The sequence below is a fragment of the Pseudoalteromonas sp. SR41-8 genome (genome assembly GCF_014163915.1).
GTDB classification, from domain to species: domain Bacteria; phylum Pseudomonadota; class Gammaproteobacteria; order Enterobacterales; family Alteromonadaceae; genus Pseudoalteromonas; species Pseudoalteromonas rhizosphaerae.
Map to the genome: position 1 here is coordinate 1 of NZ_JACJEE010000044.1, position 22126 is coordinate 22126.

The 22126-nt window shown below is 40.7% G+C and carries 25 protein-coding genes; 5 read left to right on the forward strand and 20 right to left on the reverse strand.

What is annotated here, in order from left to right; translation table 11 throughout:
- Positions 1-319 precede the first annotated feature (319 nt).
- The gene (locus tag H5162_RS19555) at positions 320-799 is read left to right on the forward strand and encodes an RNA-binding protein (RefSeq protein WP_145242807.1); all 480 of its coding nucleotides are present in this window, start codon (positions 320-322) and stop codon (positions 797-799) included.
- On the opposite strand, the gene murI is transcribed toward H5162_RS19555, so the two are convergent.
- Complete coding sequence (murI, locus tag H5162_RS19560; RefSeq protein WP_182779328.1) at positions 762-1577, reverse strand: glutamate racemase; 816 nt, start codon at positions 1575-1577, stop codon at positions 762-764. The genes H5162_RS19555 and murI overlap by 38 nt on opposite strands.
- Before the next feature lie 63 nt (positions 1578-1640).
- The gene (locus H5162_RS19565; protein WP_182779329.1) at positions 1641-2762 is read right to left on the reverse strand and encodes a DUF5610 domain-containing protein; all 1122 of its coding nucleotides are present in this window, start codon (positions 2760-2762) and stop codon (positions 1641-1643) included.
- A 429-nt stretch (positions 2763-3191) separates the two neighbouring features.
- On the opposite strand from H5162_RS19565, the gene trmA reads away from it, so the two are divergent.
- Complete coding sequence (gene trmA, locus H5162_RS19570) at positions 3192-4292, forward strand: tRNA (uridine(54)-C5)-methyltransferase TrmA (RefSeq protein ID WP_145242801.1); 1101 nt, start codon at positions 3192-3194, stop codon at positions 4290-4292.
- Positions 4293-4297: 5 nt separating this feature from the next.
- Here trmA and H5162_RS19575 read toward each other — a convergent pair whose 3' ends face one another.
- The 5 genes from H5162_RS19575 to ccoG form a co-directional block, all read right to left on the reverse strand.
- Positions 4298-4747, reverse strand: a complete 450-nt coding sequence (locus tag H5162_RS19575) for a DUF523 domain-containing protein (protein WP_145242799.1) — start codon at positions 4745-4747, stop codon at positions 4298-4300.
- 65 nt (positions 4748-4812) lie between these two features.
- The gene (locus tag H5162_RS19580) at positions 4813-5451 is read right to left on the reverse strand and encodes a thiol:disulfide interchange protein DsbA/DsbL (RefSeq protein ID WP_145242797.1); all 639 of its coding nucleotides are present in this window, start codon (positions 5449-5451) and stop codon (positions 4813-4815) included.
- A gap of 34 nt (positions 5452-5485) precedes the next feature.
- On the reverse strand, positions 5486-6109 hold the full coding sequence (locus H5162_RS19585) for a thiol:disulfide interchange protein DsbA/DsbL (protein WP_145242795.1): 624 nt from the start codon (positions 6107-6109) through the stop codon (positions 5486-5488).
- 29 nt (positions 6110-6138) lie between these two features.
- A complete protein-coding gene (locus H5162_RS19590; protein WP_145242793.1) occupies positions 6139-7116 on the reverse strand; it encodes a serine/threonine protein kinase in 978 nt (325 codons plus the stop codon).
- A gap of 64 nt (positions 7117-7180) precedes the next feature.
- Positions 7181-8611 carry a cytochrome c oxidase accessory protein CcoG gene (gene ccoG, locus H5162_RS19595; RefSeq protein ID WP_145242790.1) on the reverse strand — a complete coding sequence of 477 codons (1431 nt, stop codon included), beginning with the start codon at positions 8609-8611 and terminating at the stop codon, positions 7181-7183.
- A 291-nt stretch (positions 8612-8902) separates the two neighbouring features.
- Between ccoG and H5162_RS19600 the strand changes: the two genes are divergently transcribed.
- Both H5162_RS19600 and H5162_RS19605 read left to right on the forward strand, forming a co-directional pair.
- The gene (locus tag H5162_RS19600) at positions 8903-9262 is read left to right on the forward strand and encodes a hypothetical protein (RefSeq protein WP_145242788.1); all 360 of its coding nucleotides are present in this window, start codon (positions 8903-8905) and stop codon (positions 9260-9262) included.
- The gene (locus H5162_RS19605; RefSeq protein ID WP_145242786.1) at positions 9262-9465 is read left to right on the forward strand and encodes a hypothetical protein; all 204 of its coding nucleotides are present in this window, start codon (positions 9262-9264) and stop codon (positions 9463-9465) included. The genes H5162_RS19600 and H5162_RS19605 overlap by 1 nt, the downstream gene beginning before the upstream one ends.
- Positions 9466-9467: 2 nt before the next feature.
- Here H5162_RS19605 and H5162_RS19610 read toward each other — a convergent pair whose 3' ends face one another.
- From H5162_RS19610 to gspC, 13 genes are all read right to left on the reverse strand, one after another.
- Positions 9468-10088 (reverse strand): UPF0149 family protein, encoded by a 621-nt coding sequence (locus H5162_RS19610; protein WP_145242784.1) that lies wholly within the window; start codon positions 10086-10088, stop codon positions 9468-9470.
- 18 nt (positions 10089-10106) lie between these two features.
- A complete protein-coding gene (locus tag H5162_RS19615; protein WP_145242782.1) occupies positions 10107-10865 on the reverse strand; it encodes a type II secretion system protein N in 759 nt (252 codons plus the stop codon).
- A 3-nt stretch (positions 10866-10868) separates the two neighbouring features.
- The gene (gene gspM / locus H5162_RS19620) at positions 10869-11342 is read right to left on the reverse strand and encodes a type II secretion system protein GspM (protein WP_182719493.1); all 474 of its coding nucleotides are present in this window, start codon (positions 11340-11342) and stop codon (positions 10869-10871) included.
- Positions 11339-12547 (reverse strand): type II secretion system protein GspL, encoded by a 1209-nt coding sequence (gene gspL, locus H5162_RS19625; RefSeq protein WP_182779330.1) that lies wholly within the window; start codon positions 12545-12547, stop codon positions 11339-11341. Before gspL ends, gspM begins: the two co-directional genes overlap by 4 nt.
- Entirely contained in the window at positions 12544-13533 is a 990-nt protein-coding gene (gene gspK / locus H5162_RS19630) for a type II secretion system minor pseudopilin GspK (RefSeq protein ID WP_145242776.1), read from the reverse strand. The genes gspL and gspK overlap by 4 nt, the downstream gene beginning before the upstream one ends.
- Complete coding sequence (gene gspJ / locus H5162_RS19635) at positions 13523-14146, reverse strand: type II secretion system minor pseudopilin GspJ (protein WP_182732554.1); 624 nt, start codon at positions 14144-14146, stop codon at positions 13523-13525. The genes gspK and gspJ overlap by 11 nt, the downstream gene beginning before the upstream one ends.
- The gene (gene gspI, locus H5162_RS19640; protein ID WP_145242773.1) at positions 14147-14524 is read right to left on the reverse strand and encodes a type II secretion system minor pseudopilin GspI; all 378 of its coding nucleotides are present in this window, start codon (positions 14522-14524) and stop codon (positions 14147-14149) included.
- Positions 14524-15123 carry a prepilin-type N-terminal cleavage/methylation domain-containing protein gene (locus H5162_RS19645; protein WP_182760526.1) on the reverse strand — a complete coding sequence of 200 codons (600 nt, stop codon included), beginning with the start codon at positions 15121-15123 and terminating at the stop codon, positions 14524-14526. The genes gspI and H5162_RS19645 overlap by 1 nt, the downstream gene beginning before the upstream one ends.
- Before the next feature lie 52 nt (positions 15124-15175).
- Positions 15176-15595, reverse strand: a complete 420-nt coding sequence (gspG, locus tag H5162_RS19650) for a type II secretion system major pseudopilin GspG (RefSeq protein ID WP_145242768.1) — start codon at positions 15593-15595, stop codon at positions 15176-15178.
- A 74-nt stretch (positions 15596-15669) separates the two neighbouring features.
- Positions 15670-16905 carry a type II secretion system inner membrane protein GspF gene (gspF, locus tag H5162_RS19655; protein ID WP_182779331.1) on the reverse strand — a complete coding sequence of 412 codons (1236 nt, stop codon included), beginning with the start codon at positions 16903-16905 and terminating at the stop codon, positions 15670-15672.
- Between the two features lie 2 nt (positions 16906-16907).
- Positions 16908-18467, reverse strand: a complete 1560-nt coding sequence (gene gspE / locus H5162_RS19660; protein WP_145242764.1) for a type II secretion system ATPase GspE — start codon at positions 18465-18467, stop codon at positions 16908-16910.
- Positions 18460-20523: a type II secretion system secretin GspD gene (gspD, locus tag H5162_RS19665; protein ID WP_182732553.1), complete on the reverse strand. Its 2064-nt coding sequence runs from the start codon at positions 20521-20523 to the stop codon at positions 18460-18462. Before gspD ends, gspE begins: the two co-directional genes overlap by 8 nt.
- Positions 20524-20546: 23 nt before the next feature.
- Positions 20547-21494 carry a type II secretion system protein GspC gene (gene gspC / locus H5162_RS19670; RefSeq protein WP_182779332.1) on the reverse strand — a complete coding sequence of 316 codons (948 nt, stop codon included), beginning with the start codon at positions 21492-21494 and terminating at the stop codon, positions 20547-20549.
- A gap of 205 nt (positions 21495-21699) precedes the next feature.
- Here gspC and hslR point away from each other — a divergent pair, with 205 nt between their 5' ends.
- Complete coding sequence (gene hslR, locus H5162_RS19675; RefSeq protein ID WP_392352783.1) at positions 21700-22122, forward strand: ribosome-associated heat shock protein Hsp15; 423 nt, start codon at positions 21700-21702, stop codon at positions 22120-22122.
- Positions 22123-22126 lie beyond the last annotated feature (4 nt).

The window sequence follows — 22126 nt, forward strand, 5'->3', positions numbered from 1 at the left end:
CGAATATTTAAAACCGAAGTTTTATTTAACTCTCTGAGTTGTTCGTGCCTCGCTATGCGTTGGCGTTTCCCGTCTCAGTGGGGTCGCATTATAGGGAGATCCAAAAACAGATCAACACTTTTTTTCAATCTTTTGACTGTTCGCTCAAAAAGCATGCAAAACGCTTTAAAAGAACACTCAATCGATGCTTTTTCGAGTCTTTTTTGATGTAAATTAAATTATTTCACATAAATATCATTGCTATGTTCATTTATCGCGTTAAGATAGCAAGTTCACAATGTTAAATTAATGTTTATTTCCTGTTTATTGGTAGATCAAAATGAAATTACCCGATCAAAAATCTCTTATCTCTTCAGTTATCCTTGCTGTTATTGGTTTCGTTATAGTTAATTTTGCGCTTTCGAGCCTACAATTAAGTCCTGCACTGTTATTTGGTGCTGGTTTATTAATTGGTGGTGTAGTTATAGCTGCAATGTCATCTGGCGATGTAGAAGAAGCCGAAGTAAAAACAAAAACACTTTATGTGGGCAATCTTCCTTATCGTGCAAATGAAGGTGTAGTTCGCGCTTTATTTGAAGAACAAGGTAAAGTGTTTAATGTACGCCTATTAAAGGATAAAAATACTGGCAAACGTCGTGGCTTTGGCTTTGTTGAAATGGCAGAGCTAGATGCTGATAATGCTATTGCAAAATTAAACGATAGCGAGTTCCAACAACGTACATTGAAAGTTCGTGAAGCAAAACAAAAACAAGATGATGAATCTAACTCTTTTCGTTCTGAGTCGGATCAATCAGCGTAACTAGCTCCACCGGTTGCTTATCAACATAAATAGAAGCCGTTGCGTAATAACGTAGCGGCTTTTTCTTGCCTGTACAATTAGCATCAAGCTCATCACTGCAATCTATATTATGCTCTTTGAGTATTGCACACACCCGTTTGGCTATTGCTACGCCGGAATCAAGTAATAATACAGTGCTGTTAAAATACTCATTCAAACCTTTTGCTAAAATTGGGAAATGCGTACAACCTAACACGACTACATCCACTCTATTATCAATAGCGAGACTATCGAGCTCTGCAACTAGTTTGTCTTGGATAATCTTTTTACTTTGATATGTTTGTTCCGCCAACGTTACAAGTTCAACACTTGCATATAAATGTACTGTGACAGCTTGACCATGCTGGCTTATCAACTGTTGTGTATAACTACTTTGTACTGTTGCTGGTGTGGCCAATAAGGCAATATGCTGTGACTTAGATAATAAAGCGGCGGGCTTAATTGCGGGTACTACACCGACGATCGGTATCGTGGTTAATTCGCGAAGTGCGCTCAGTGCTGAAGTAGATGCGGTATTACAAGCAATAACTAACACATCAACGTGTAATTGTTGTGTTTCTATAAAAATTAATAATCCGGTGAGGCGCTGAATTATGGTTTGTTGACTCAGCTTTCCATAAGGTAGGTAGGCGTTATCCATAAAATAACTATAACGGCCATCAGGTATGTATTGCTGAATATGCTTCAGCACTGTGGTACCACCAATGCCCGAATCAAAAACCATGATATGAGGTGACAAACAACTCGCTCCTTATAATAACTAAGCTGAGCAGTTTGCCACGCGGTGTACTGAAAATAAAGCTTATGCTTCACTCTCTAGTGCTGCTGAGCGCAATTTATTCATTTGCTCAAACATTGATTTTGTATAGTCGACTAATTTGCCTATTTCCTCTTGGTCTTGATTTAACCATTGTAAAATGCCTGACAGTTCATTTTGCAAACCAAGATCACCCGCTTCATTAAAGGCATTTTTTAGATCGTCATTAAATGGAGCTATTTTTTCAGCCACAGCTTTCTCTGGTGTTGGTTTATTCTCTTGATAGCCTTTTATTGCTGCAAACGTTTTAGTTTGCTTTAAGTCCATTGAAAACGCGACCAGCTGTTCGTTGCCTAAGTTGAGCTCTTGTGCTTGTTCAAAGGCTTGTTCCAAATCACCACCAAAAAATGTTTTACTAACATTTTGCAAGTCTTCCATCATTGCATTAATAGCCTTTTGTTCATCTTCGTTTAAGTCACCATTTACTGACATGCTAAATGATAACTCCCGCGATTGTGATGATGCACTGGCATAGCCTTCATTTTGACCATTACGCTGATAACTACTGGCTGATTGCTGTTTAAATGCATCAGCAAAACTAATACTCACCTCGTCACCTTCTGCAGTGGTGAAGTTATACTGAGCATTATTACTTAAACTTAAATACTGTGCTTGAGTAACACTGACAGAATCCGGTTTAGGGTTAAATAAATCCTCTTCAAACTCATCCAGGCCATTAAAAATACCTTCTTTGGATTTTTCTATGCCCTGCTCAATTTCGTCGTTTAGAATACCGGTATCTTTTAATTCACCATAAGCATCATCAATACCTGTTTGCACACCTTTGCGTGCATCACTAAGCATACCTTTGAGTTTTTCATTATCGGCTCCATTGACTTGCGCTTTCTTAACGGCACCAGTTACAAAGTCCAAAACGTTTTTGACGATTTCTTCAAAATCAAATAGTGGCTTGTCTTTTTTCTCTTCCGCGACAGGTAAGCCTAAAGCCTCAGCCATTTTGTCACCTAACACTTTTGCTGCTAATTCTTTACCACGTTGCTGGTAACTATCTTGAGGCGACTGTATTGTAGGTTGCTGTAATGCAGCTTTGTTACTGTATTTATTGACGTTGTTGTTTGGAACAAAGCCAAAGTTGCCAATTTTCATGATCCGACTCCTATTTTTGCTTACTTAAGTATCGGCCCAAAAATAAATAACTAAAGTAAAATGTACAAAAAAACAGCATTTGCTATTACTCAAAATTAGGGCCTGTTGACCTTTAAGGATTAAAATTTGTTCAACCTCGGGGCGATTTAATCGCGGCGCGAGATTTGTAACCTAGTGGGCTAAGTAAAAATTGAGCAACAAAGAGTTAATCGCCCCTAGGCAGAACCCTTCGGGCAGCGCGCGTTTGGCATTTATGCTACGTTATCGCCTATTTATGGGGAATAACCACACTACATAGGCTCTGCCTTGCCTAAAAACCAAACGCACAGCTGCAAAATTAACCTAGAAAGATAAACAGACCCTAGACAAATAATCCCTGCCCCCTACAATAGCGCCGATAAACAGCATAATGAAATAAGGTAGTAGGTAATGGCGGTTATAAAGATCGATACAACAGGATACGACGCACAGTTAAATGAAAAAGAGCAACGTATCATTGCGCAATTCCAACGCTTTGGTGTTGAACAATTAGAAGTCTTTGCCTCTGAGCCAATTCATTACCGTCAACGCGCTGAATTTAGAGTATGGCACGATGGCGATGAGTTATTCCACATTATGTTTGATCAAGCCACCAAAGACAAAATCAGAGTCGATGTGTTTGACCCTGCAGCGCCGCTAATTGGGGAAGTAATGCAGGCAATGATCGATAATCTTAAAGGCTGTGAAGTCTTGCGTCGTAAATTGTTCCAAATAGATTATCTTTCTAGTTTAAGCGGTGAGATTTTAGTGAGTCTGCTTTATCACAAACCACTCGACGAAGAATGGCTAGCAGCTATCAAGTCACTAAAAGAATCATTGAGTGAGCGCTTTAAAATTGATTTTATTGGGCGTGCTCGCAAACAAAAAGAAGTACTCGGTGATGATTTTGTTACTGAGCGTTTAACAGTTAATGGCCAGCAACTTATTTACCAACAAGTTGAAAACAGCTTTACGCAGCCAAATGCTAAAGTAAACATTAAGATGCTGGAGTGGGCACAAGACTTATGTAAACCACTAAAAAATGATTTACTAGAGCTCTATTGTGGTAACGGTAACTTTTCAATTGCCTTAGCTGGTTCGTTTAATCGTGTATTAGCAACCGAAATTTCTAAATCGTCAGTACACTCAGCGCAGTATAATATTGCTAAAAATAACGTAACTAACTTAGATATCATTCGTATGTCGAGCGAAGAGTTTACTCAAGCTATGAAAGGCGAACGAACCTTCTCACGTTTAGAAGGGATTGACTTAAGCAGCTATGATTGTCAGACCATTTTAGTTGATCCGCCGCGCGCAGGCATGGATACACTAACATGTGATTTGGTGGCTAACTACGAGAGTATTATTTATATCTCATGTAACCCTGATACGCTAGAGCGTGATTTAGAGCACCTAACTCGCACTCATGAAGTTAAACGGTTTGCGATTTTTGACCAATTTCCATATACCCACCACATTGAATCAGGGGTATTTTTACAACGTAAATTGTAAAGTATCTATGCCAGTGCTTTTACTAGCGCTGGCATTTGCTGCTCACTAAAGACTTTAATACCATTCTTTTCTAATAGCGAAGCCGTTAATCCCATTCCAACCACCTTAATACCACTGTGCGAGCCATCGTAAATTGTATTACGACCACAAGAAGGACTTGATTCCTTTAATAGCGCAAAACGAATATTGTACTGTTGGCAAAGGCGTAATGCTTGTTTTGCACCTAGCTGAAATTCCGGTGTCACATCATCACCAGTATTGGTAATCACTTTACCGTTGACGATTTCAGCAGGATCTCTAGGAGTGGATAAACCACCAGCAATCTCAGGACAAAAAGCGACTATACGTTCCTGCTGCTGCCATGCGATAAGCTGAGGATGGAGTAACTGTTGTCCGCTACCATCGTAGCGCACGGGAGCACCAAGTAAGCAACTTGAAACCAGTATTTTATGCATTTCTTACCACCTGCAACAAAAAAGCTCCGCGTACGGAGCTTTTTTACAATAAACACTAAACCGCTCTATTTAGCAGCTAAGTAATTAATCAATTTGCTAATATCTTCAGGCTCAGTAATACCTGATTCACGACCTAGGTTAAGCTTATATTTACCATTTACGATAAATGTTGGTACGCCACGCAGTGCCCCCTTATCTTTATAGTAATCTTGGTCACGCTTCATTTTTGAACTCATAGTGCGTACTGAAAAACTTTTATACAGTTTATCAAACTTATCACCGTCAACACCTTGCGCGACAAATACATCTTTAACATCAGCTAATTCATTAAACTTAGCACGTTTAACGTGAACATGATTAAACATAGCAGCAATAATGGCATCTTTTTGTGGTAGTACTTCAGCTGTTGCAAGTGCCTGTGAAATCATTTGTTGATTTTCAGGATCACGCACACCAACAAAATCGACGTGGCTCTTTTTAAACTCAATACTTGTATCAAGTTTAGGTTTAACCTCAACTAATAGAGCTTCGTAGTTATTACACGCTGGACAATAAAATGAGAAAAACTCTTTTACCTCTGGCTTTTTACTAGCGCGCTCAGATACTACATCATAATGCACACCTTCTTCATAAGTTGTTGGTGCTGCATTCGCGGCTAATGGTAATAAAAGTGCCAGCAATCCTGCTTTAACTAATTTGATCATCGGTAAAAACTCCAAAAATTATTGTTTTAATAGCTTATTGTTGTAATAAAAAGGCAACTAACTCATCAAGCTGCTCTTGGCTCTTGATGGTATTGATATTGATTTTATATTTATCATTAACGATAAACGTTGGTACACCGGTTAAGGCTCCCATTTGTGAAAACTTATTTTGCTTGTCTTGCATGGCTTTTTCCGCCGCAATCACAGGCATGCTAGCAATATCTTTATCAAAGGTATCGCTATCAATACCATTTACTGCAAGTAATGCTTTGACGTCTTTAATGTTATTGAGTGGAGCACGTTTTATATGAATGCTGTCAAACATTTGATCTGCAACTTGCTCACCTTTGTTATGCTGTTTAGCGATGATATATGCATAGCTCAAATTACTTTGCACTTCTGGCGCTAAACCACCTAAAAAGTTGACATGGTTTTTTACAAACTCAGTACCTGCAGGCAAGCTTTTTTCCATTGCTTTAGCTACAGCTTCAAACTTAAAACAGTGCGGGCAATAAAATGAAAAGAACTCTGTTACTTGTGAGGTTTTACTTTTTTCAATTTTTAGTACGTCATAGTGCTCACCAGCTTTAAAATCTGCAGCCATCGCAGCAAAAGGTAAACATAACAGTAGTAAACTCAATTTTAGTTTTTTAAGCATTGGACTCTCGTTTCAGATATTTTTAATAATTAGTTAGGCAGCAACTTCAGCGGCGGCTCTTGAAGTGCAGAATACTGCTCTTTCAGCGCTAAAATTTGTTGCTCCCAGTATTTGTCATCAGCAAACCATGAAAAGTTCCGCGGAAATGCCGGATCTTCCCAACGTTTAGCTAGCCACCCCATATAATGAATCATACGCATTGCCCGTAATGGTTCAATTAATTTGAGTTGAGTGTGATCAAAATCACAAAATTCTTCATAGGCAGTCACTAAGGTATCTAACTGTAACAGTTGATTGTTTCGATCGCCACTGAGCATCATCCATAAATCTTGAATCGCAGGCCCTTGACGACTATCGTCCAAATCAACAAACATCAACGCATCACCGGCCCACAGAATATTACCGGCATGGCAATCACCATGTAAACGTATAGTATCCACCTGCTGGTAAAGCGATTTCGTTTTAGCGATCACCATATCCAAAATAGTATAAAACGCGGTAGTTAAACTGCTAGGCACCAGATTACTGTTTTGTAACTGAATTTTAGCTGTATCTAGATACTCGTCACACCCTATGACCGGACGTTCGCTAAAAACATTGGCTTTAGCTGCTTGATGCATTCGACCAATCAAGCGTCCTAACACATCTAACTGATCAAGATTATCAACTTCAAAGATGCGCCCCCCGACACTTGGGAACAAAGTAAATAGATAACCATTATGCTCAAATAAGCTTTCGCCATTACGCTGTATCGGCGCAACTACAGGCACTTCAGCATCAGCCAATTCAAATGCAAAGCTATGCTCTTCGAGTATTTGTGCCTTACTCCAGCGCTCGGGGCGATAAAATTTCACCACATAACGTAGGCCATCTTCAGCTTTGAATTGATAGACACGGTTTTCGTAACTATTCAGTGCTAATAAGCCAGACTCTGCGTAAATACCAATACTTTCGACCGCATCTAAAATCGAATCCGGGGTGAGGTCAACAAAACTAAATTTACTCATAATTCTCATCAATTATAAAAAAAGCGGGAAAATCCCGCTTTTTATTTGTTATCAGTGTACTTAACTATCGCGCTTTAAAGAAGTTACTCGGCTGCGAAATTTGTGAACTTGGATTGTCCACTGGCGATAATACAAAATTAAACTCGGTCATAGGCGCTTTCAAATCATACGGATCCATCACCAATGATAATGGCACGTTATGCGATTCGCCCGCTTGCACGGTAAAAGTTTGCTTACCTATGTACTTAAAGTTCTCCAGTCCTACCACCTTAATATTAAAGGTTTGCTCGTATTGTGCTTTGTTGATCACTTTAAGTGTGTAGGTATTTTCGACAAGCCCATTAAAATCGACTCGATAGAGTTGATTTCGATCGCGAATAATATCTAAGTCCATTGGCTTACGCATCACAATATTCGTTACCAGCGCTGCGCTGAGCACCACTAATATAACAATATAACCAATAATCTTAGCGCGCAGAGGATTGGTTTTATTCTCTGGCGTTTCTAGGTTACGCTCAGTGGTATATGAGATAAGCCCGCGCGGATAATTCATCTTATCCATTACTCCGTCGCAGGCATCGATACAGGCGCCACAGTTAATGCATTCAGCTTGCAGACCATTGCGAATATCGATCCCTGTTGGGCATACTTGTACGCACAAATTACAGTCAATACAGTCACCTAAGCTAAGCTCTTCTCGATCTTGTTTACGACTACGTGGCCCACGATTTTCACCACGTTTTTCATCGTAGCTTACTGTGAAGGTATCTTTATCAAACATTGCAGATTGAAAGCGCGAATACGGGCAGATATGCAAGCACATAATTTCGCGCATCCATCCAGCATTACCATAAGTACATACAGTAAATACGATAATGCTAACCAGCGCATAGCCACCTACATCAAAAGTAACAAAATCCGGTAACAGCTGACGAATAGGTGTGAAATAACCAACAAAGGTAAGTGCGGTGTATAAAGAAAAAGCTATCCAACCTGTATGCTTGGCTGTCTTACGCCAAAATTTATCAAAGTCCATTGGTCGCTGATCAAGCTTCTTGCGTTGATTCGCTGTCCCTTCGAACTTTTCTTCAAACCAAATAAAAATAAACGTCCAGACTGTTTGCGGGCACGTATAGCCACACCATACCCGACCGTAAAAGGTGGTCACTAAGAATAACGCGAATGCAGCAAGCATCAGAATAAAAGCAAGAATAGTAAAATCTTGTGGCCATAGAGTTAGCCCAAAAATGTTATATTTTTGACCAATGAGGTCAAATAACACAGCTTGTTGGTCATTAAAGTTTATCCATGGCAGCGCCATGAACGCCAACATACCAAGAAAACCAATGCGCTGTCTTAATAGTTGATGTAACCCTTTAACCGCACGTACATAAATGCGATTGCGGGGATTAAATCTATCCTGTTGAGCATAGAGATCGGGCTTTTCGATCTTGACCTCACTAGGAATATTTTTTACTTTTATTTGCTTGTCCATCGAAGTTCCTCAACGCCGCTTGGAGAATGAAAGTCAAACAATCATATAACGCTATTTAGATAGCTAACAACTAAGCTTACATTTAAAAATAGTGCAAACTGAACTACTGTGCTGTAAAAGTTCAGAGATTTCTGAAAAATCTAATTGTTCTCTGTCATTATACCAACTCTCCTCAAAAAAGCTGATATTCATTGATAATAATTTATTCACCTAACTTGCTTGCTTTACAAAGGGGCATTTTATTACACTGGTGCCTAATTCGTACCCGTTCAGATCAAAGTTTACTCACATATGAAAAAATTCCTTGTACTAGTTGTAGTGATACTTGCGTTATTCACAATTGATCATCCAATGATAAAAGAACCTCGAGAAAAGTTATTAGGAGAAGGTGTAGGGCTATTAAGTAGTGCTAGCAACATTAACCGTGGACCCGCTGCGAGCATGGCAAAAAACCGCATCAAGTCAGAACTAACACTTTCAGAAAGCGAGTTAGAGTATTTAGAAGAAACCATGCAAACTGATGAACAGCTGCAGCTATTCCATACTCGTTACTGCCGCAGTAAAGATCTCAACTTATATTTTTATGAAGATCGTTTAAATACAGTGTGTGACATCGTCTCAACATCATTGGCTGAGCGCAGAGGTAAATAGTGGATTTTTCAGCTTTAACAAAAAAAAGCAGCGCATCGTTTAACCAACATAAAAACCTACTGAAGAAGCTGGCGAAAGGGCAAACGGTTAAATGTGAAGTATGCCAAGGCATATTAACGTTAGATTTAAAGACTCAGCAACCCGGTCAAGGGGTTGCTAAATGCCCTAAGGGCTGTACTGAAATTGTGTTGGATTTAGCATAATGCTAACTCCAACCATCTTCTTCATCTGCGTACAAACCACTTTGCACCGCGATAATTTCTATTAACTCAGCAAATCCTAATGCAAAATCTCCCATTAGTTCATACTGTTGCTGGCATAGTTGTATTTCACTAAGCTGATTTTGCTGGGCAATTGTTGTGATAAGCTGGGGCTCTAAAGCAAAAAAGCCTAAACTGGCGTAAGCGGTTTGCAATGCATCAGTTAAGTCTGTTGTAAGTGCATCAGCTTGCATTAGCTTATCAATATACACCTGTGCTCCCTGAACAAAACCCTGACACCATTGCTGGCATTCATGCAAATCTAGGTAGCTGTCGTCTTGATCACTCACCTGTAAACTTACAGGGAGCTTAAAACCTGTTTCATAAACTTGCTCACTGATCTGATGATACAAAGCCATAAATGCAAATAATGTTTGTTCTTCTAGCTGGCCGTGTGCATCTGGCACTATCTGCTCAAGCCACTCGTGTACGTCTAATGGCTCAGGAGAGCAAATAACCGCAAATAAGTAACCTTGGCTCTGCACAAATGTCATGGCGCCATTGCGGCTCGCTAAATACGTACTTAACTGCTGGCCATGTTGCTGTGTAAATTCAGGAATTTGCATAAAACAATTCAGCCTTGTTTAAAAATTTAATGGATAACGGCCATCACTATCTGCACGGCCTAAAAATTTGGCGGCATCGTGTACTTCTTTTGGTAGTGATGCTTCTGGCTTGATATATCCAGCCACTTTAAAGTCCATGTTTGCTTTTAAGGTTGCATCAGCCGCTAAGCCTAAGCGGTTTTCAGGATCAACTAACACGGCTATATCGCCCGACTTACAGCTTAACTTGCCACTTAATGGACCAACGCTAAACCAGCCAGACAATCCTTGCACATCGATGTTTGGACTGGCGATTTCACCTTTTAATGCATCACAATAAGGCGCTCCTGAGAGATATTCATCTAACTCAACAATTACTCTGCCTTTAGCATTAATAGGTAATGGCAACTGCAAACGCTGCATCGCACGTTCAACACTCAAACGCAATGTAGCATCATTTAATGCAACTACTTGATCAAGTAAACCATAACTAAAGTCACCGCGTCCTGACAGTTCACTGGTCTGTCGCGGATCACCAAACTTTACACTGCCTGTAAGCTGTCCGGTGAATAATGCCCAACCAGAAATATCCCAGTTTAAATTATTAATCTGTTCATCTTGATAGCGCAGCTGCATGATTCTACCCTGCCAAATGCTACCCGATGCTTTACCTATTTGCAGATCTTTAGGTAGATAAGGATTTGCTAAATTAAGCGCAACTGCAGCTGGCGTTTTTAATAGTGCAAAAAAGATAAAACCGAAGAAAAATATTACTATAAGAATCGCTATTTTTTTCATTCTTTACTTCTCTAATACCAGTCGGCTAACGCGCACGTAGCCTGGTTTATCATCGCGACTGAGATCTAAATTTTCAATCAATACGCCTTTAGTGTTTACCAGTTCATCAAGCCATTCTATGAGCTTATTAAACTGTACCGAGTCGATGGTTAATCTTAATGAATTATCGCTAGGCTGCATTTTGCTTATGGTTATATCGTAGCGAGCGCGGCTAGCATTAACTATTTGACTCAAGTTTTGGTCACTTGTAACAGCACGCGCACTACCCGCTTTGAGTTTAACAATACTGTTATCAACCCACGCTAATAATTCTTGCTGTTTAACTTGGTTTTTTTCAGCTTCAGTTATCGCGTTGTTTAGTGGTCTAAAAATACCCATAACTAATATAAAAATAACAAAAATAACCCCAGCGACCATCACTAACTGTTGCTCTTGCTCTTTTAAGCCACGCCAATGTTTTAAAAGTTGTTGTTTCATGCAGCACCTCGTAGTTTTATTTCACCGACTACAAAGTCGCCATCATTATTTAATGAGCCTTGGTCTACAGTTAATCCGCGTTGTTCAAGAATTGCTTTAACTTTGCCAAAGGTTTGAAAATCTTTTCCGCGAGCACGAACTCTAAGTTCATTGCGACGTTGATCATAACGCAATGTCTCAGGAGTAAACTCTTGCACTTGGCTAAATACCCCCACCAGCTCATTCGTTAAATCTAGGAATCCGGCACTGCTGCCACCCTCTAATTTAGCCAATTCACCCTGAATTTGGTTTTTAATCAAATGCGGACGAACTGTTTTCCCTGGAAAGGCCGTTTGATAGCGCTCAACCACTTGTGTTTTAGCGACTTCAAGCTCACTATTTAACTGATACAATTCAAGACTTTTTACTGCCACAGAGCCAACTAACGCGACACTCGCTGCAATGGCGGCACCTTGCCAATACGCCCACCATAATGCGCTTTTCTTTTTCAGTTGATATTGGCCTTGGCGAAGATTGAATTTTATCTCAGGTAATTGTTTAGCAAATAACGCCAGCGGCAAATCATAAGCATCGGTATGCGCCGTAAGATTAACCGTTTCTGGAAATTGCGAGGCAGGGCTGTAATGTGCAACATCAGGGTGATCTAAAGCAGTTAAATACTCAGCCAACCAGCTTTGCTCTACAGCACTTATCCGCCATGAGCCTTGCTTACATAGCCATTGGTTATTAAGCTCAATAACGCTTAATCCCTCATGTTCCGCAGTAGGAAGCAATAATGCATCGGGTAACAGTTTTAACACTGCAATTTCATGTTCAGCAAATACAGCTAACCAAGTTTCAAACCATTCTCGGTCAGTCATGGCAACTTTAATGGCGTGCTTGTCACCGACCATAGTAGGCTCAGCAATCGCGATAAATAAGTCATCTACGTCACATGCAATCTCTTCTTCGAGCATATATGGAAGCGCTTGCTCAAGCTTACGATTCCATTTGGTCGGCAGGATTACGGTTTTTAGTTGCACCTGATCACATGGCAGTAATACCACAACTTCACGATTCTGTGCTTTTTCAACTAACTCACTCAGTTGCTCAGCGTTCGGCAATCCGCCACTGGCAATTATTTCTTGTTCTAATGGTGAGTAAATCAGCCAATTAATACTTTCTTGTTGAGTTTGACCCGTGCGGATCAACAGTATTTCTGTCACTGTACGCCTCCAAATTTTCGCGCCAGTATAGTTACTTCGCCATCTTTGGCATGCAGTAATGTGGTCATCGAAAAACGCAGATCGACAAATTTAGCCTGCGCTTGTAGTTTAAAATATTCGCTATTTATGGTGAACAGTTTTTCAACAGACTTAACATTTTGAGCCCCTTGTTGATTCACTTGTTCAAAAAATTCTTCAATATTATTAAAGCCTTCTTCTGGCCGGACTGATAGCACACTTTGCGCACCTGACTCACTCAAACCATCAATCAATGCACTCAATAATAATGCCTGTTCAGGAGCGATTGTATTGACATTAATTGCTAACAATTCGCTACCTGGGATCACGCATACGTATGGCAAGATTTTTTCCATCACTAATGGATTAAACCCTTTAACCAAACGCAGCTCTGAGCTTGATGCAAAAAAACTATTCGCTGTCATATATGGTGATTTACGCGATAAATACTCATCTTCTTCAGCACCAGAACGATAAGTAATACTATCTTCATCGAGCCAGTCGTAAACACTGTCAGCCATGGCTTCTTCCGACTCTTCTGCTGGCAAGTCCTCAATATTTTCTAATAGCGCTAATAACGCGGTGTGCGCAGGATTGGTTTTATCAGTACTACCCGCTTGTGGCGCTTTAACACGTAATGCATTGAGATTTAAACAAGCCTGTAAGTCCGTGATCTTGCCTTGCAAGGTACCATTATCGACCGGATAAGGAATATCGCCTTGTTGCGCCCAAATTTGTTTTAAAGTGGTTTTTTCAGGGTCATCTTTTTTGCTTTGTAATAACGCTTTAATAGCCAGCTCTTCTGCTGCATAGGCATACCACTTGGCTTGCTGATGGCCTTGTATGTTGGTACTTTTTTGAACTTGAACAAGCAAGTTAGCACTCATCTCTACGGCTAAAATTGATGCCAAGGCAACAATAAATAAGACAATTATAAGCGCGGCGCCATGTTGGGATTTATGGTTCATTTAAACCTCCCATCTTTCCATTACCCGGTACTAAAAAAACGCGTCTTATTGGTTCTTCATCAATTTGTTGCAATGTGACCGCCACAGCTTTTGGCAATGACTTGCCCTGCCACTGCTCTTGCCATTCATTTTTTTCATCTAAAAATTCAAATTTAAGATCTTCGATATCTTTAAGAATAACTTGCACTCGCGGCTCAAGATTATCGAGTTGATCAACATAGACCCTATATATACGCTCAAGGTTGTCATCAATAACACGATAACCCACCGCTTGTAGCTCTGAGCGCGGTAATAAATTAATTGGGTTAACCCAGCCATCTCGCACAAAGGCAATACCATCATACTGGCTATTAATGGTGTAACGCCCAGCAAGTAGATATTGTTCTTGCACATCACCGGCTTCATTGCGCACGGCACGTTTAGTCATTTGGCTGAAATCTTGATCCATTAACCTAAAGGTCGTTTGCAAACCATTCAATTCTGCAATTTTTTCGTCTGATGCATCTTTCGCTTTCGTGGTCGAATCAAGAATTTGGTGAGTAGCTAACACGACGAATGCTAAAATCCCCAGCGCTACCATCACTTCTAATAGTGTAAAACCGCGCTGCTTCACTTATTTGCTACCTTTATTTAAATAGCTGATGAGCTCATAAACCGAGTGCTCTAACTTTTCATCGCTAAATACATTAATAGTCACTTTTACAAAACTTTTATCTGCTGTCGCTTCGGTATCTTGACGCCAATACCATTCTATACCAGCCATTGTTTCAGTGCCTTTTGCGCCATTTTTGCCTTGCCACTTATCGCCTAAGGTACGCTGTTCAATCATTACATTCTCAGCCACCCAAGAGGCATAGGTTTGCTCTTCAAGGCTTGATAAATGATTAATATGCTCGGCTGTAGCTTGCATGGCGGCAATCCCAGCCATGGCGCAAATACTCAGCGCCACCATAACCTCAAGTAAAGTAAAACCTTTAGACCTGCGATACATTATTCTGGCTCTCTGCGTAAGTTAACCGGTGCGGAAAATTCCCCTTCGATGAAATACACAGGTTCTTTTTCATCTTTTAATTCATAGATAAGTTGAAATGCGCTCACCTCACCAGAAGATAAAATTAGCACTTGCGGGATTTTCATTTTTTGCAATTCGAGTAAGCTATCATCATCACCGCCACTCATTAACTCGCGCCAATTGGATTGCTCGAGTAGATTATCTTGAGCCCATGCGAGATCTTCTAGATTAAGTGTCAACTTAAGACGTTCATCAACAGTCATCGGCGCAAACAGCTTTTCTCGGTCGAAGGTGATCCATTTTTCACCATCAAACACTAAAAACTCTAAGGTATCTTTATCAAGCTGAAAACCTAATTCAACCTGATTTAAGATTGCAAATTCAGAAGCCATATTAATGGTGGTATGCAGTCTCAGTGCTTGTTTATCCAATTCATCTTCAACACCGCCATCAAGACTATATACCACCATTTTAGTGGCGAAGGCGATCACCACCAGCACAACCAAAATTTCAATTAAACTAAAGCCACGCATCGGTGACTTTAGCTTTGCAAGGCGCAACTTAGCCCGACTTAACATCATGCTAAGCTCGGTGCTGGGTGTAAAAACGCCTTTATACTAAGATGCATTATTATTTTTCTTCATCCCAGTTACCAATGTCGTCATCAGTACCCACTTCGCCATCGGGTCCCATTGAAAACAAATCAAATTTACCAACTTCACCTGGGCTGATTAACTGGTACGGATTTCCCCATGGATCTTCTGGTAATTTAGAAATAAAGCCACCTTCAGGAAAACGCTTTGGTACTGGCTCTACGCTAGTTTTAGTCACTAACCCTTCAAGGCCTTGCTCAGTGGTTAAGTACGCTTTGTTCTTTAATTTATAAAGACTCATAGCATCTTCAAGCTGCTGAATATCAAGATGCGCTTTATCAAGTGCCGCTTCTTCTTGCTGGCCCATAATATTGGGTGCCACGATTGACATGATCATGCCAATGATAACCAGTACCACCATAACTTCGAGTAATGAGAAACCTGCTTGTTTATTCACGTACATACCTCTGTTGTTCTTAATAATTAACTATCGTAACACGGTAAAAATGCATTACGAAATCCCTAAAATAGTTAAAGTCCAATCGCTTTATTCATTGCCATAATAGGTTGTAATATGGCCATTACGATAAACAATACAATAACCGCCATGGACGCTATCATCGCAGGCTCTAAGAGTTTTAGCGAGACATTTACCATGGTTTCAAATTCACGGTCTTGATTGTTTGCAGCACGCTCTAGCATTTGCTCGAGCTCACCTGATTTCTCCCCACTGGCGATCATATGCAGCATCATCGGTGGGAATAATTTTGTTTGTTGTAAGGACGCTCTTAAACTTGCCCCTTCACTAACGCGGGTTGCGGCATCCGCCACTGCTTTTTTAATTTTCTCGTTGATCAATACGCCACCAGAAATACGCATTCCCTCGAGTAACGGCACTGAACTTGATGACAAGATACTCAGTGTACGAGCAAATCTGGCGGTATTAATACTACGAGCAACTTTGCCAATGCCCGGCATCATCAAAATTTTCGAATCATACCAAAAGCGGATCTTAGGCTGTTTTAGCGCATGTTTAACACCAATCACTATGGCGGTGAATAACACCAAAGTAATGAACCAATAATTTTGTACATAGTTACTAGCAGCCATTACCCATTCAGTCGTCCAAGGTAAAACCTGCTTTGACTTTTCAAATGTCTTCAATATTTTAGGCACTACAGTACCTAGTAATATTGAAACGATACCAATGGCAAATATTACTAATATCACCGGATACACCATCGCTTGTGTGATTTGACTACGCATGTGTTGGCGTTGTTCCGTGTAATCGGCTAAACGGTTCAATACAGCATCTAAGTGACCTGATTTTTCACCCGCCGCCACCATAGCGCGGTATAAATTATCAAATACATGTGGAAACTCAGACATGCCATCAGCCAAGGTATAACCTTCAACAACTTTTGAACGCACCGACATTAACATACGCTTCATACGCGGCTTTTCACACTGCTCAGCCACCGCCATTACCGCCCCTTCAACCGGTAACGCCGATTGAATGAGTGTAGCGAGTTGGCGAGTGATCAAAGCGAGATCTGAGGTAGATATTTTCGCTTTAAAAAAGCTGCCAAATGGCGAGCTTTTTTCACCTTTAACTTGTTTATCACCCTCTGCGGCGGGCACAACTTCGAGCGGCGTAAGACCTTGTTCACGTAAAGATTGGCGAATTTGTTTCGCGGTATCCGCTTCTTGAATACCTTTTTTCTCTTTGCCGCGAGCATCGAGCGCGCGATATTCAAATGCTGCCATTGTTAACCTTCCTCACGCGTTACACGTAATACTTCTTCAAGGGTGGTTTTACCGGCTAATACGCGACTACAGCCATCTTGGCGAATACTTGGGGTATGTTTGCGAATGTACTTTTCAACACTTTGCTCACCTTTACCACTGTGCACAAGTTCGCGAACAGTTTCATCAACTACCAATAATTCATGAATACCGGTTCGACCACGGTAACCATTAAAGTTACACTCTTCACAGCCAACGGCTCGGTAAATAGTCGGCGGATTTACAAATGGTACGCCGAGCAATTCACACTCGCGCTCATCTGCAACATGACCTTCTTTACAGCTCTTACATAAAGTTCGCACTAGACGCTGCGATAACACCCCTAACAAAGAAGATGATAGCAAGAAGGGTTCAACCCCCATATCTTCCATACGAGAGATAGCACCTGCTGCGGTGTTGGTATGCAATGTCGACATCACTAAGTGACCAGTAAGTGAGGCTTGCACGCCAATTTGTGCGGTTTCAAGGTCACGTATTTCACCAACCATTACTACATCAGGATCTTGACGTAAGATTGCCCGTAAGCCACGGGCAAAGGTCATATCAACTTTAGTATTTACCTGAGTTTGACCAATACCTGGGATTTCATACTCGATTGGATCTTCAACCGTTAAAATATTACGATCGCGAGAGTTAATTTGGCTCATGCCCGCATAAAGCGTGGTACTTTTACCAGAACCAGTTGGACCGGTCACCAAAATAATTCCGTGCGGTTTACTGATCAAATCAGAGAACAATTCACGATTGCGCAGCGTCATACCTAAATCTTCAAGATTTAAACGCGCGTTATTTTTATCAAGTAAACGCAGTACAACCCGCTCACCAAAACTTGATGGCATGGTTGATACCCGAACATCAACGGCACGTCCTGCGATACGCAAACTAATACGACCATCCTGCGGGATACGCTTTTCTGCAATATCGAGTTTCGCCATTACTTTAATACGCGAAACTAACAATGAAGCGAGTTTACGATTCGGCTTTAACACTTCTTTAAGCACGCCATCAACCCTAAAGCGGATCACCAGCTCTTGCTCAAAGGTTTCGATGTGAATATCTGACGCGCCTTCTTTAATCGCTTCACTGAGCATCGCATTGATCAATTTAATGATTGGTGCATCATCATCTCCGGCAAGCAAATCTTCCGTTTGCGGCATATCTTCAGCCAGTGAAAATAAATCAACTTCGTTACCTATGTCTTCCATCATTTGCTGGGTTTCAGAACTATCGCGTTGATACGATGCCTCTAATAACAACTCAAACTTGTCATCAGCTAAATGTTCAAGCGTAAAGCCATGCCCAGCAATGCGGCGCACTTCTAACAATGCATCAATATTAAGCTCACCACGATAGAAAACCACCCGGTCATCATTATTTTTACTTAATAACATGCCTGCACGTCGTGCATATGAAAATGGTAGCCGCTTATTAGGCAGTTCAACTAAATCGTTACTGGTCATCAGCTCGCTATTATTTAGCGGCTGTGAGGGCTCTGCGGTGATCTCAGTGATTGCATCAGTCATTATTGCGCTCATCTGTATTTTGCTGTCTTAAGTATTCTTCATAAGTTGGCGGTAATACTAATGCATCATTCCACTCAGGTAGGATTGGTGCATCGGTTAGAGGCATTAAATCAATACCATCTTCTTTTTGTTTATACTGCTCACCACGGATAAAGTTATATTTGCTGTGGCTTAATTTATTCATTTTAATACCATCACGAATAATGGTTGGGCGAATAAACACGATTAAATTACGTTTACGCTTGCTGGTGCTGGTTGAGCGGAATAAGTGACCAAGGATAGGAATATCACCTAATATTGGTACCTTTGAGACACTTTCTTGCACGTCTTCATCAATTAGACCACCAAGCACAACCATGCCGCCATCATCAGCCATAACCGTGGTTTTAATGGCACGTTTATTAATAGATATATCCACCGAAGTAGTACCACTCACGCCAGATACTTCTTGCTCAATGGTTAACTGTACAGCTGAACCATCATTTATTTGTGGCGTTACTTTAAGTTTTACACCCACCTCTTGACGCTCTACTGTTTGGAATGGATTAGAATTATTAGAACCCGTTTGCGAGCCAGTAATGATCGGCACTTCTTGACCGACAATCATCGATGCCTCTTCGTTATCCATGGTGGTAACCGAAGGCGTAGCAAGAATATTTGAGTTAGTATCAGTAGAGACTGCTTGAATGATCGCGCCCCAATCGTTTTTAACAATCCCCATAGCCAATCCATTGATGCCCCCTAACAACGCACCTAACGGGCCAAGATCACCTTTAATTGTTTCTTCATATTCAGTCGCATTACCAGAGTCCGTACCTACAACATTTTTCGTCACTGTCTTATCACGGGCTTGTTCAGCAGCTACAGCTAAAGAACCAACAGGAACGGTTGTGCCGTTATTAAACTGCATCATACCGCCTTGCTCTGAAATCCATTGCAGACCAAAGTTAATACCATCAGCTTCCATTACTTCAACAATGATTGCTTCAACGAGTACTTGAGCACGACGAATATCAAGCCGTTCAATCACTGACTCCAATGAACGCATGGTGTCAGGTTGAGCAGTAATGACCAATGAGTTTGAATCTGGGTGAGCTTCAATACTGGTTTCGTTTTGGTTGCGGCTACGGGTTTTAGTTGCCCCACCTTGACCTTCTTCACCAAGCGTTTTGCTAACCCCTTGCAACACTTTCACTAAATCTTCAGCGCTGGCGTAATTAAGGTAAATTACTTTAGTGTTGCCTTGGCTTTGTAACTCACCGTCAAGGCGTTTAATTAATTCAATAGCACGCGTTCTTGCTTGGCCTTCGCCACTGACAATAACGCTATTAGTACGGCCATCAGCCACGACTTTAGGGATCAAAAATTCTGGGATACTGCCTTTACCGCTATCTTTGTAAATATTATCAACCACAGATACCACATCATCAGCGGTGGCAAAGTTTAGCTTTACAATATCAACCCGCTTATCACCGGCTTGGTCAACTGAGCGAATAATTTCAACAAGTCGGTTTACTGAGGCAGCATGACCGGTCAACATCATGACGTTTGCAGCGTTGAAGTTGGCAACATGACCGCCATCTTTTTGGTCGCTAAACTGACGCACTAATGGACCTAGTTCTTGTACGCTAACATTTTTTACACGTACGACACGAGTGATCATCATATCACCGCGCGCTTGGTCGTCTTCAGTAACTAACGGTACGTTTGATTTTTTAGCATCAGAGCTTTTTTCAATTTTTAATATACCGTTATCCATTTCAACAGCTGAATAACCGTAAACTTCTAGTACATTCAAGAAGAATTGATAATAAAGTGCTTCATCCATCAATTCATAGCTGCGTACGTTTACTTTACCACGTACGTTCGGGTCGATAATGACGGTCTTATTTAGATTTTTACCAACGATATTAATAAACTCGTTGATATCGGTCCCTTTAAAGTTTGCAGCATACTCAACGGCAGACACCGATAGAGATAAGCTAGCCACAAAAAAAAGTGTTGCGTACTTAGCTAACCCTTTTCTGATTTTTTTGAGGTGTAGCGCGTGAACCATTATATTAAAACTCCAAAGCTAAGTTATTGCAGGCTAAATTGCACATCAATCTGCTCGCCATCACGGTCAATTGTAATGTTCGCATCGGTACTATTACGCAGCTCATTAATGGCTGACATGGCCTGTTTTAAATCTGTTAATTGATAGCCGTTAATCGATACAGCCAAATCGTTATTTTGTAACCCCATCTGCGTAAATAATGCAGGGTCTTTACCTGGGCTTAAACGATAGCCAATAAGCTCACCATCCTTCATAGCCTGAGATACTCGAATATAGTCAAATAGTTTACCGGGGTCTTTTAACAGTTCTTCCCGGGTATCTATAAGTGCTTCTTTTACTTCTTGATTTGCTGTTACATCAATCTGACGGTCACTTTCCATTTGCGGACCGTCATCGAGTTCAGGTTCATCACTATCACGTTCGGCAAGTACTGGCATTGACACTGTTTTGGTAAAATCTACGCCATCAAGCATTAACGTTTCAAAACGGCCACTAACATCTAAAATTACTCGATCAGGTAATACTTGCGCAAGTTTAGCGCGAGTGCCTTGCACAACGTCATCCACCAAATAGGTTGATTGTTGACCTTGAGACTCAATAATTGCCAAGCCTGTTTGATCATTGCCACTGACTGCAACAATACCAGTTAAATTAATGCTTAATCGAGTTTCTGGCGCATTGTTAATGACTTGAGCTTGTTGGCTTGCTGGTTTTTTAGGCACTGCGTCGGCTTTACCAAACAAGTTTTGTGCTAAAATTAATTGCGTATTAACCCGTTCAGGCTTACCTGTAACGCTATTAATATAGCTTGGAGAAAGGCTAGAATTAACCGGGGTAGGCCATATTAACCAAAATAGTTTTGCAGCTAAAAAGGCAATATAAACAACGGCTAAAAGCGTTATTGCCCAACCCAATTTAGCGTGGGGTAATTTATTTACTAGATGTTTTAGCTGTTGTAATCGCTGTTCCATAAATGACGTTTCTTATTTTAATTTGCTGCTTCATCGCTGGCCTATAGTACCTTTTCATTTTTCATTCAACAAGCGCACTAATATTAAACTTTGTAAACAAGGTAAATTAACACTTACGCTGAATGTAAAAAGCTTCGACTATTTCTTTGTCAGTAAGTTTCATGCTAAGTTTTGCCTTACAGAGTCACGCTTTTAATCGAGTATAATCGTGTCAAAAAGTAACACCCGTAATACCACATCAAAAGATGAAACTATTAGTATCCGTTTAGACAAGTGGTTGTGGGCTGCACGCTTTTATAAAACCCGCGCCATCGCACGGGACATGGTGCAAGGTGGCAAAGTACATTATAATGGCCAGCGCACTAAGCCTAGTAAGGTAGTCGAACTAGATGCCGTGATCAAACTTGCTCAAGGAGTTGACGAAAAAGTTATCACTGTACTTAAATTGCTTGATAAACGTTTAAGTGCCCCCATTGCTCAAACTTTGTATCAGGAGTCTGATGCAAGTATCGAAAAACGCGAAGCCAATAGCATCGCGCGCAAGAATAATAGCTTTTTTGCTCCTCATCCGGACCGTAAACCAGATAAAAAGCAAAGACGCGAACTTTTAAAAATGAAATCAAGTTAGGTAA

What these genes read in the sequence shown, in the direction of transcription:
- gspD (WP_182732553.1), bottom strand. Translation starts at nt 20,523, where the DNA reads ATGGTTCACGCGCTACACCTCAAAAAAATCAGAAAAGGGTTAGCTAAG.
- H5162_RS19590 (WP_145242793.1), bottom strand. Translation starts at nt 7,116, where the DNA reads ATGAGTAAATTTAGTTTTGTTGACCTCACCCCGGATTCGATTTTAGAT.
- H5162_RS19585 (WP_145242795.1), bottom strand. Translation starts at nt 6,109, where the DNA reads ATGCTTAAAAAACTAAAATTGAGTTTACTACTGTTATGTTTACCTTTT.
- H5162_RS19600 (WP_145242788.1), top strand. Translation starts at nt 8,903, where the DNA reads ATGAAAAAATTCCTTGTACTAGTTGTAGTGATACTTGCGTTATTCACA.
- gspI (WP_145242773.1), bottom strand. Translation starts at nt 14,524, where the DNA reads ATGTATCGCAGGTCTAAAGGTTTTACTTTACTTGAGGTTATGGTGGCG.
- H5162_RS19575 (WP_145242799.1), bottom strand. Translation starts at nt 4,747, where the DNA reads ATGCATAAAATACTGGTTTCAAGTTGCTTACTTGGTGCTCCCGTGCGC.
- gspM (WP_182719493.1), bottom strand. Translation starts at nt 11,342, where the DNA reads ATGAAACAACAACTTTTAAAACATTGGCGTGGCTTAAAAGAGCAAGAG.
- gspF (WP_182779331.1), bottom strand. Translation starts at nt 16,905, where the DNA reads ATGGCAGCATTTGAATATCGCGCGCTCGATGCTCGCGGCAAAGAGAAA.
- H5162_RS19555 (WP_145242807.1), top strand. Translation starts at nt 320, where the DNA reads ATGAAATTACCCGATCAAAAATCTCTTATCTCTTCAGTTATCCTTGCT.
- trmA (WP_145242801.1), top strand. Translation starts at nt 3,192, where the DNA reads ATGGCGGTTATAAAGATCGATACAACAGGATACGACGCACAGTTAAAT.
- H5162_RS19615 (WP_145242782.1), bottom strand. Translation starts at nt 10,865, where the DNA reads ATGAAAAAAATAGCGATTCTTATAGTAATATTTTTCTTCGGTTTTATC.
- H5162_RS19610 (WP_145242784.1), bottom strand. Translation starts at nt 10,088, where the DNA reads ATGCAAATTCCTGAATTTACACAGCAACATGGCCAGCAGTTAAGTACG.
- H5162_RS19645 (WP_182760526.1), bottom strand. Translation starts at nt 15,123, where the DNA reads ATGTTAAGTCGGGCTAAGTTGCGCCTTGCAAAGCTAAAGTCACCGATG.
- ccoG (WP_145242790.1), bottom strand. Translation starts at nt 8,611, where the DNA reads ATGGACAAGCAAATAAAAGTAAAAAATATTCCTAGTGAGGTCAAGATC.
- gspE (WP_145242764.1), bottom strand. Translation starts at nt 18,467, where the DNA reads ATGACTGATGCAATCACTGAGATCACCGCAGAGCCCTCACAGCCGCTA.
- H5162_RS19565 (WP_182779329.1), bottom strand. Translation starts at nt 2,762, where the DNA reads ATGAAAATTGGCAACTTTGGCTTTGTTCCAAACAACAACGTCAATAAA.
- gspK (WP_145242776.1), bottom strand. Translation starts at nt 13,533, where the DNA reads ATGAACCATAAATCCCAACATGGCGCCGCGCTTATAATTGTCTTATTT.
- H5162_RS19580 (WP_145242797.1), bottom strand. Translation starts at nt 5,451, where the DNA reads ATGATCAAATTAGTTAAAGCAGGATTGCTGGCACTTTTATTACCATTA.
- gspC (WP_182779332.1), bottom strand. Translation starts at nt 21,494, where the DNA reads ATGGAACAGCGATTACAACAGCTAAAACATCTAGTAAATAAATTACCC.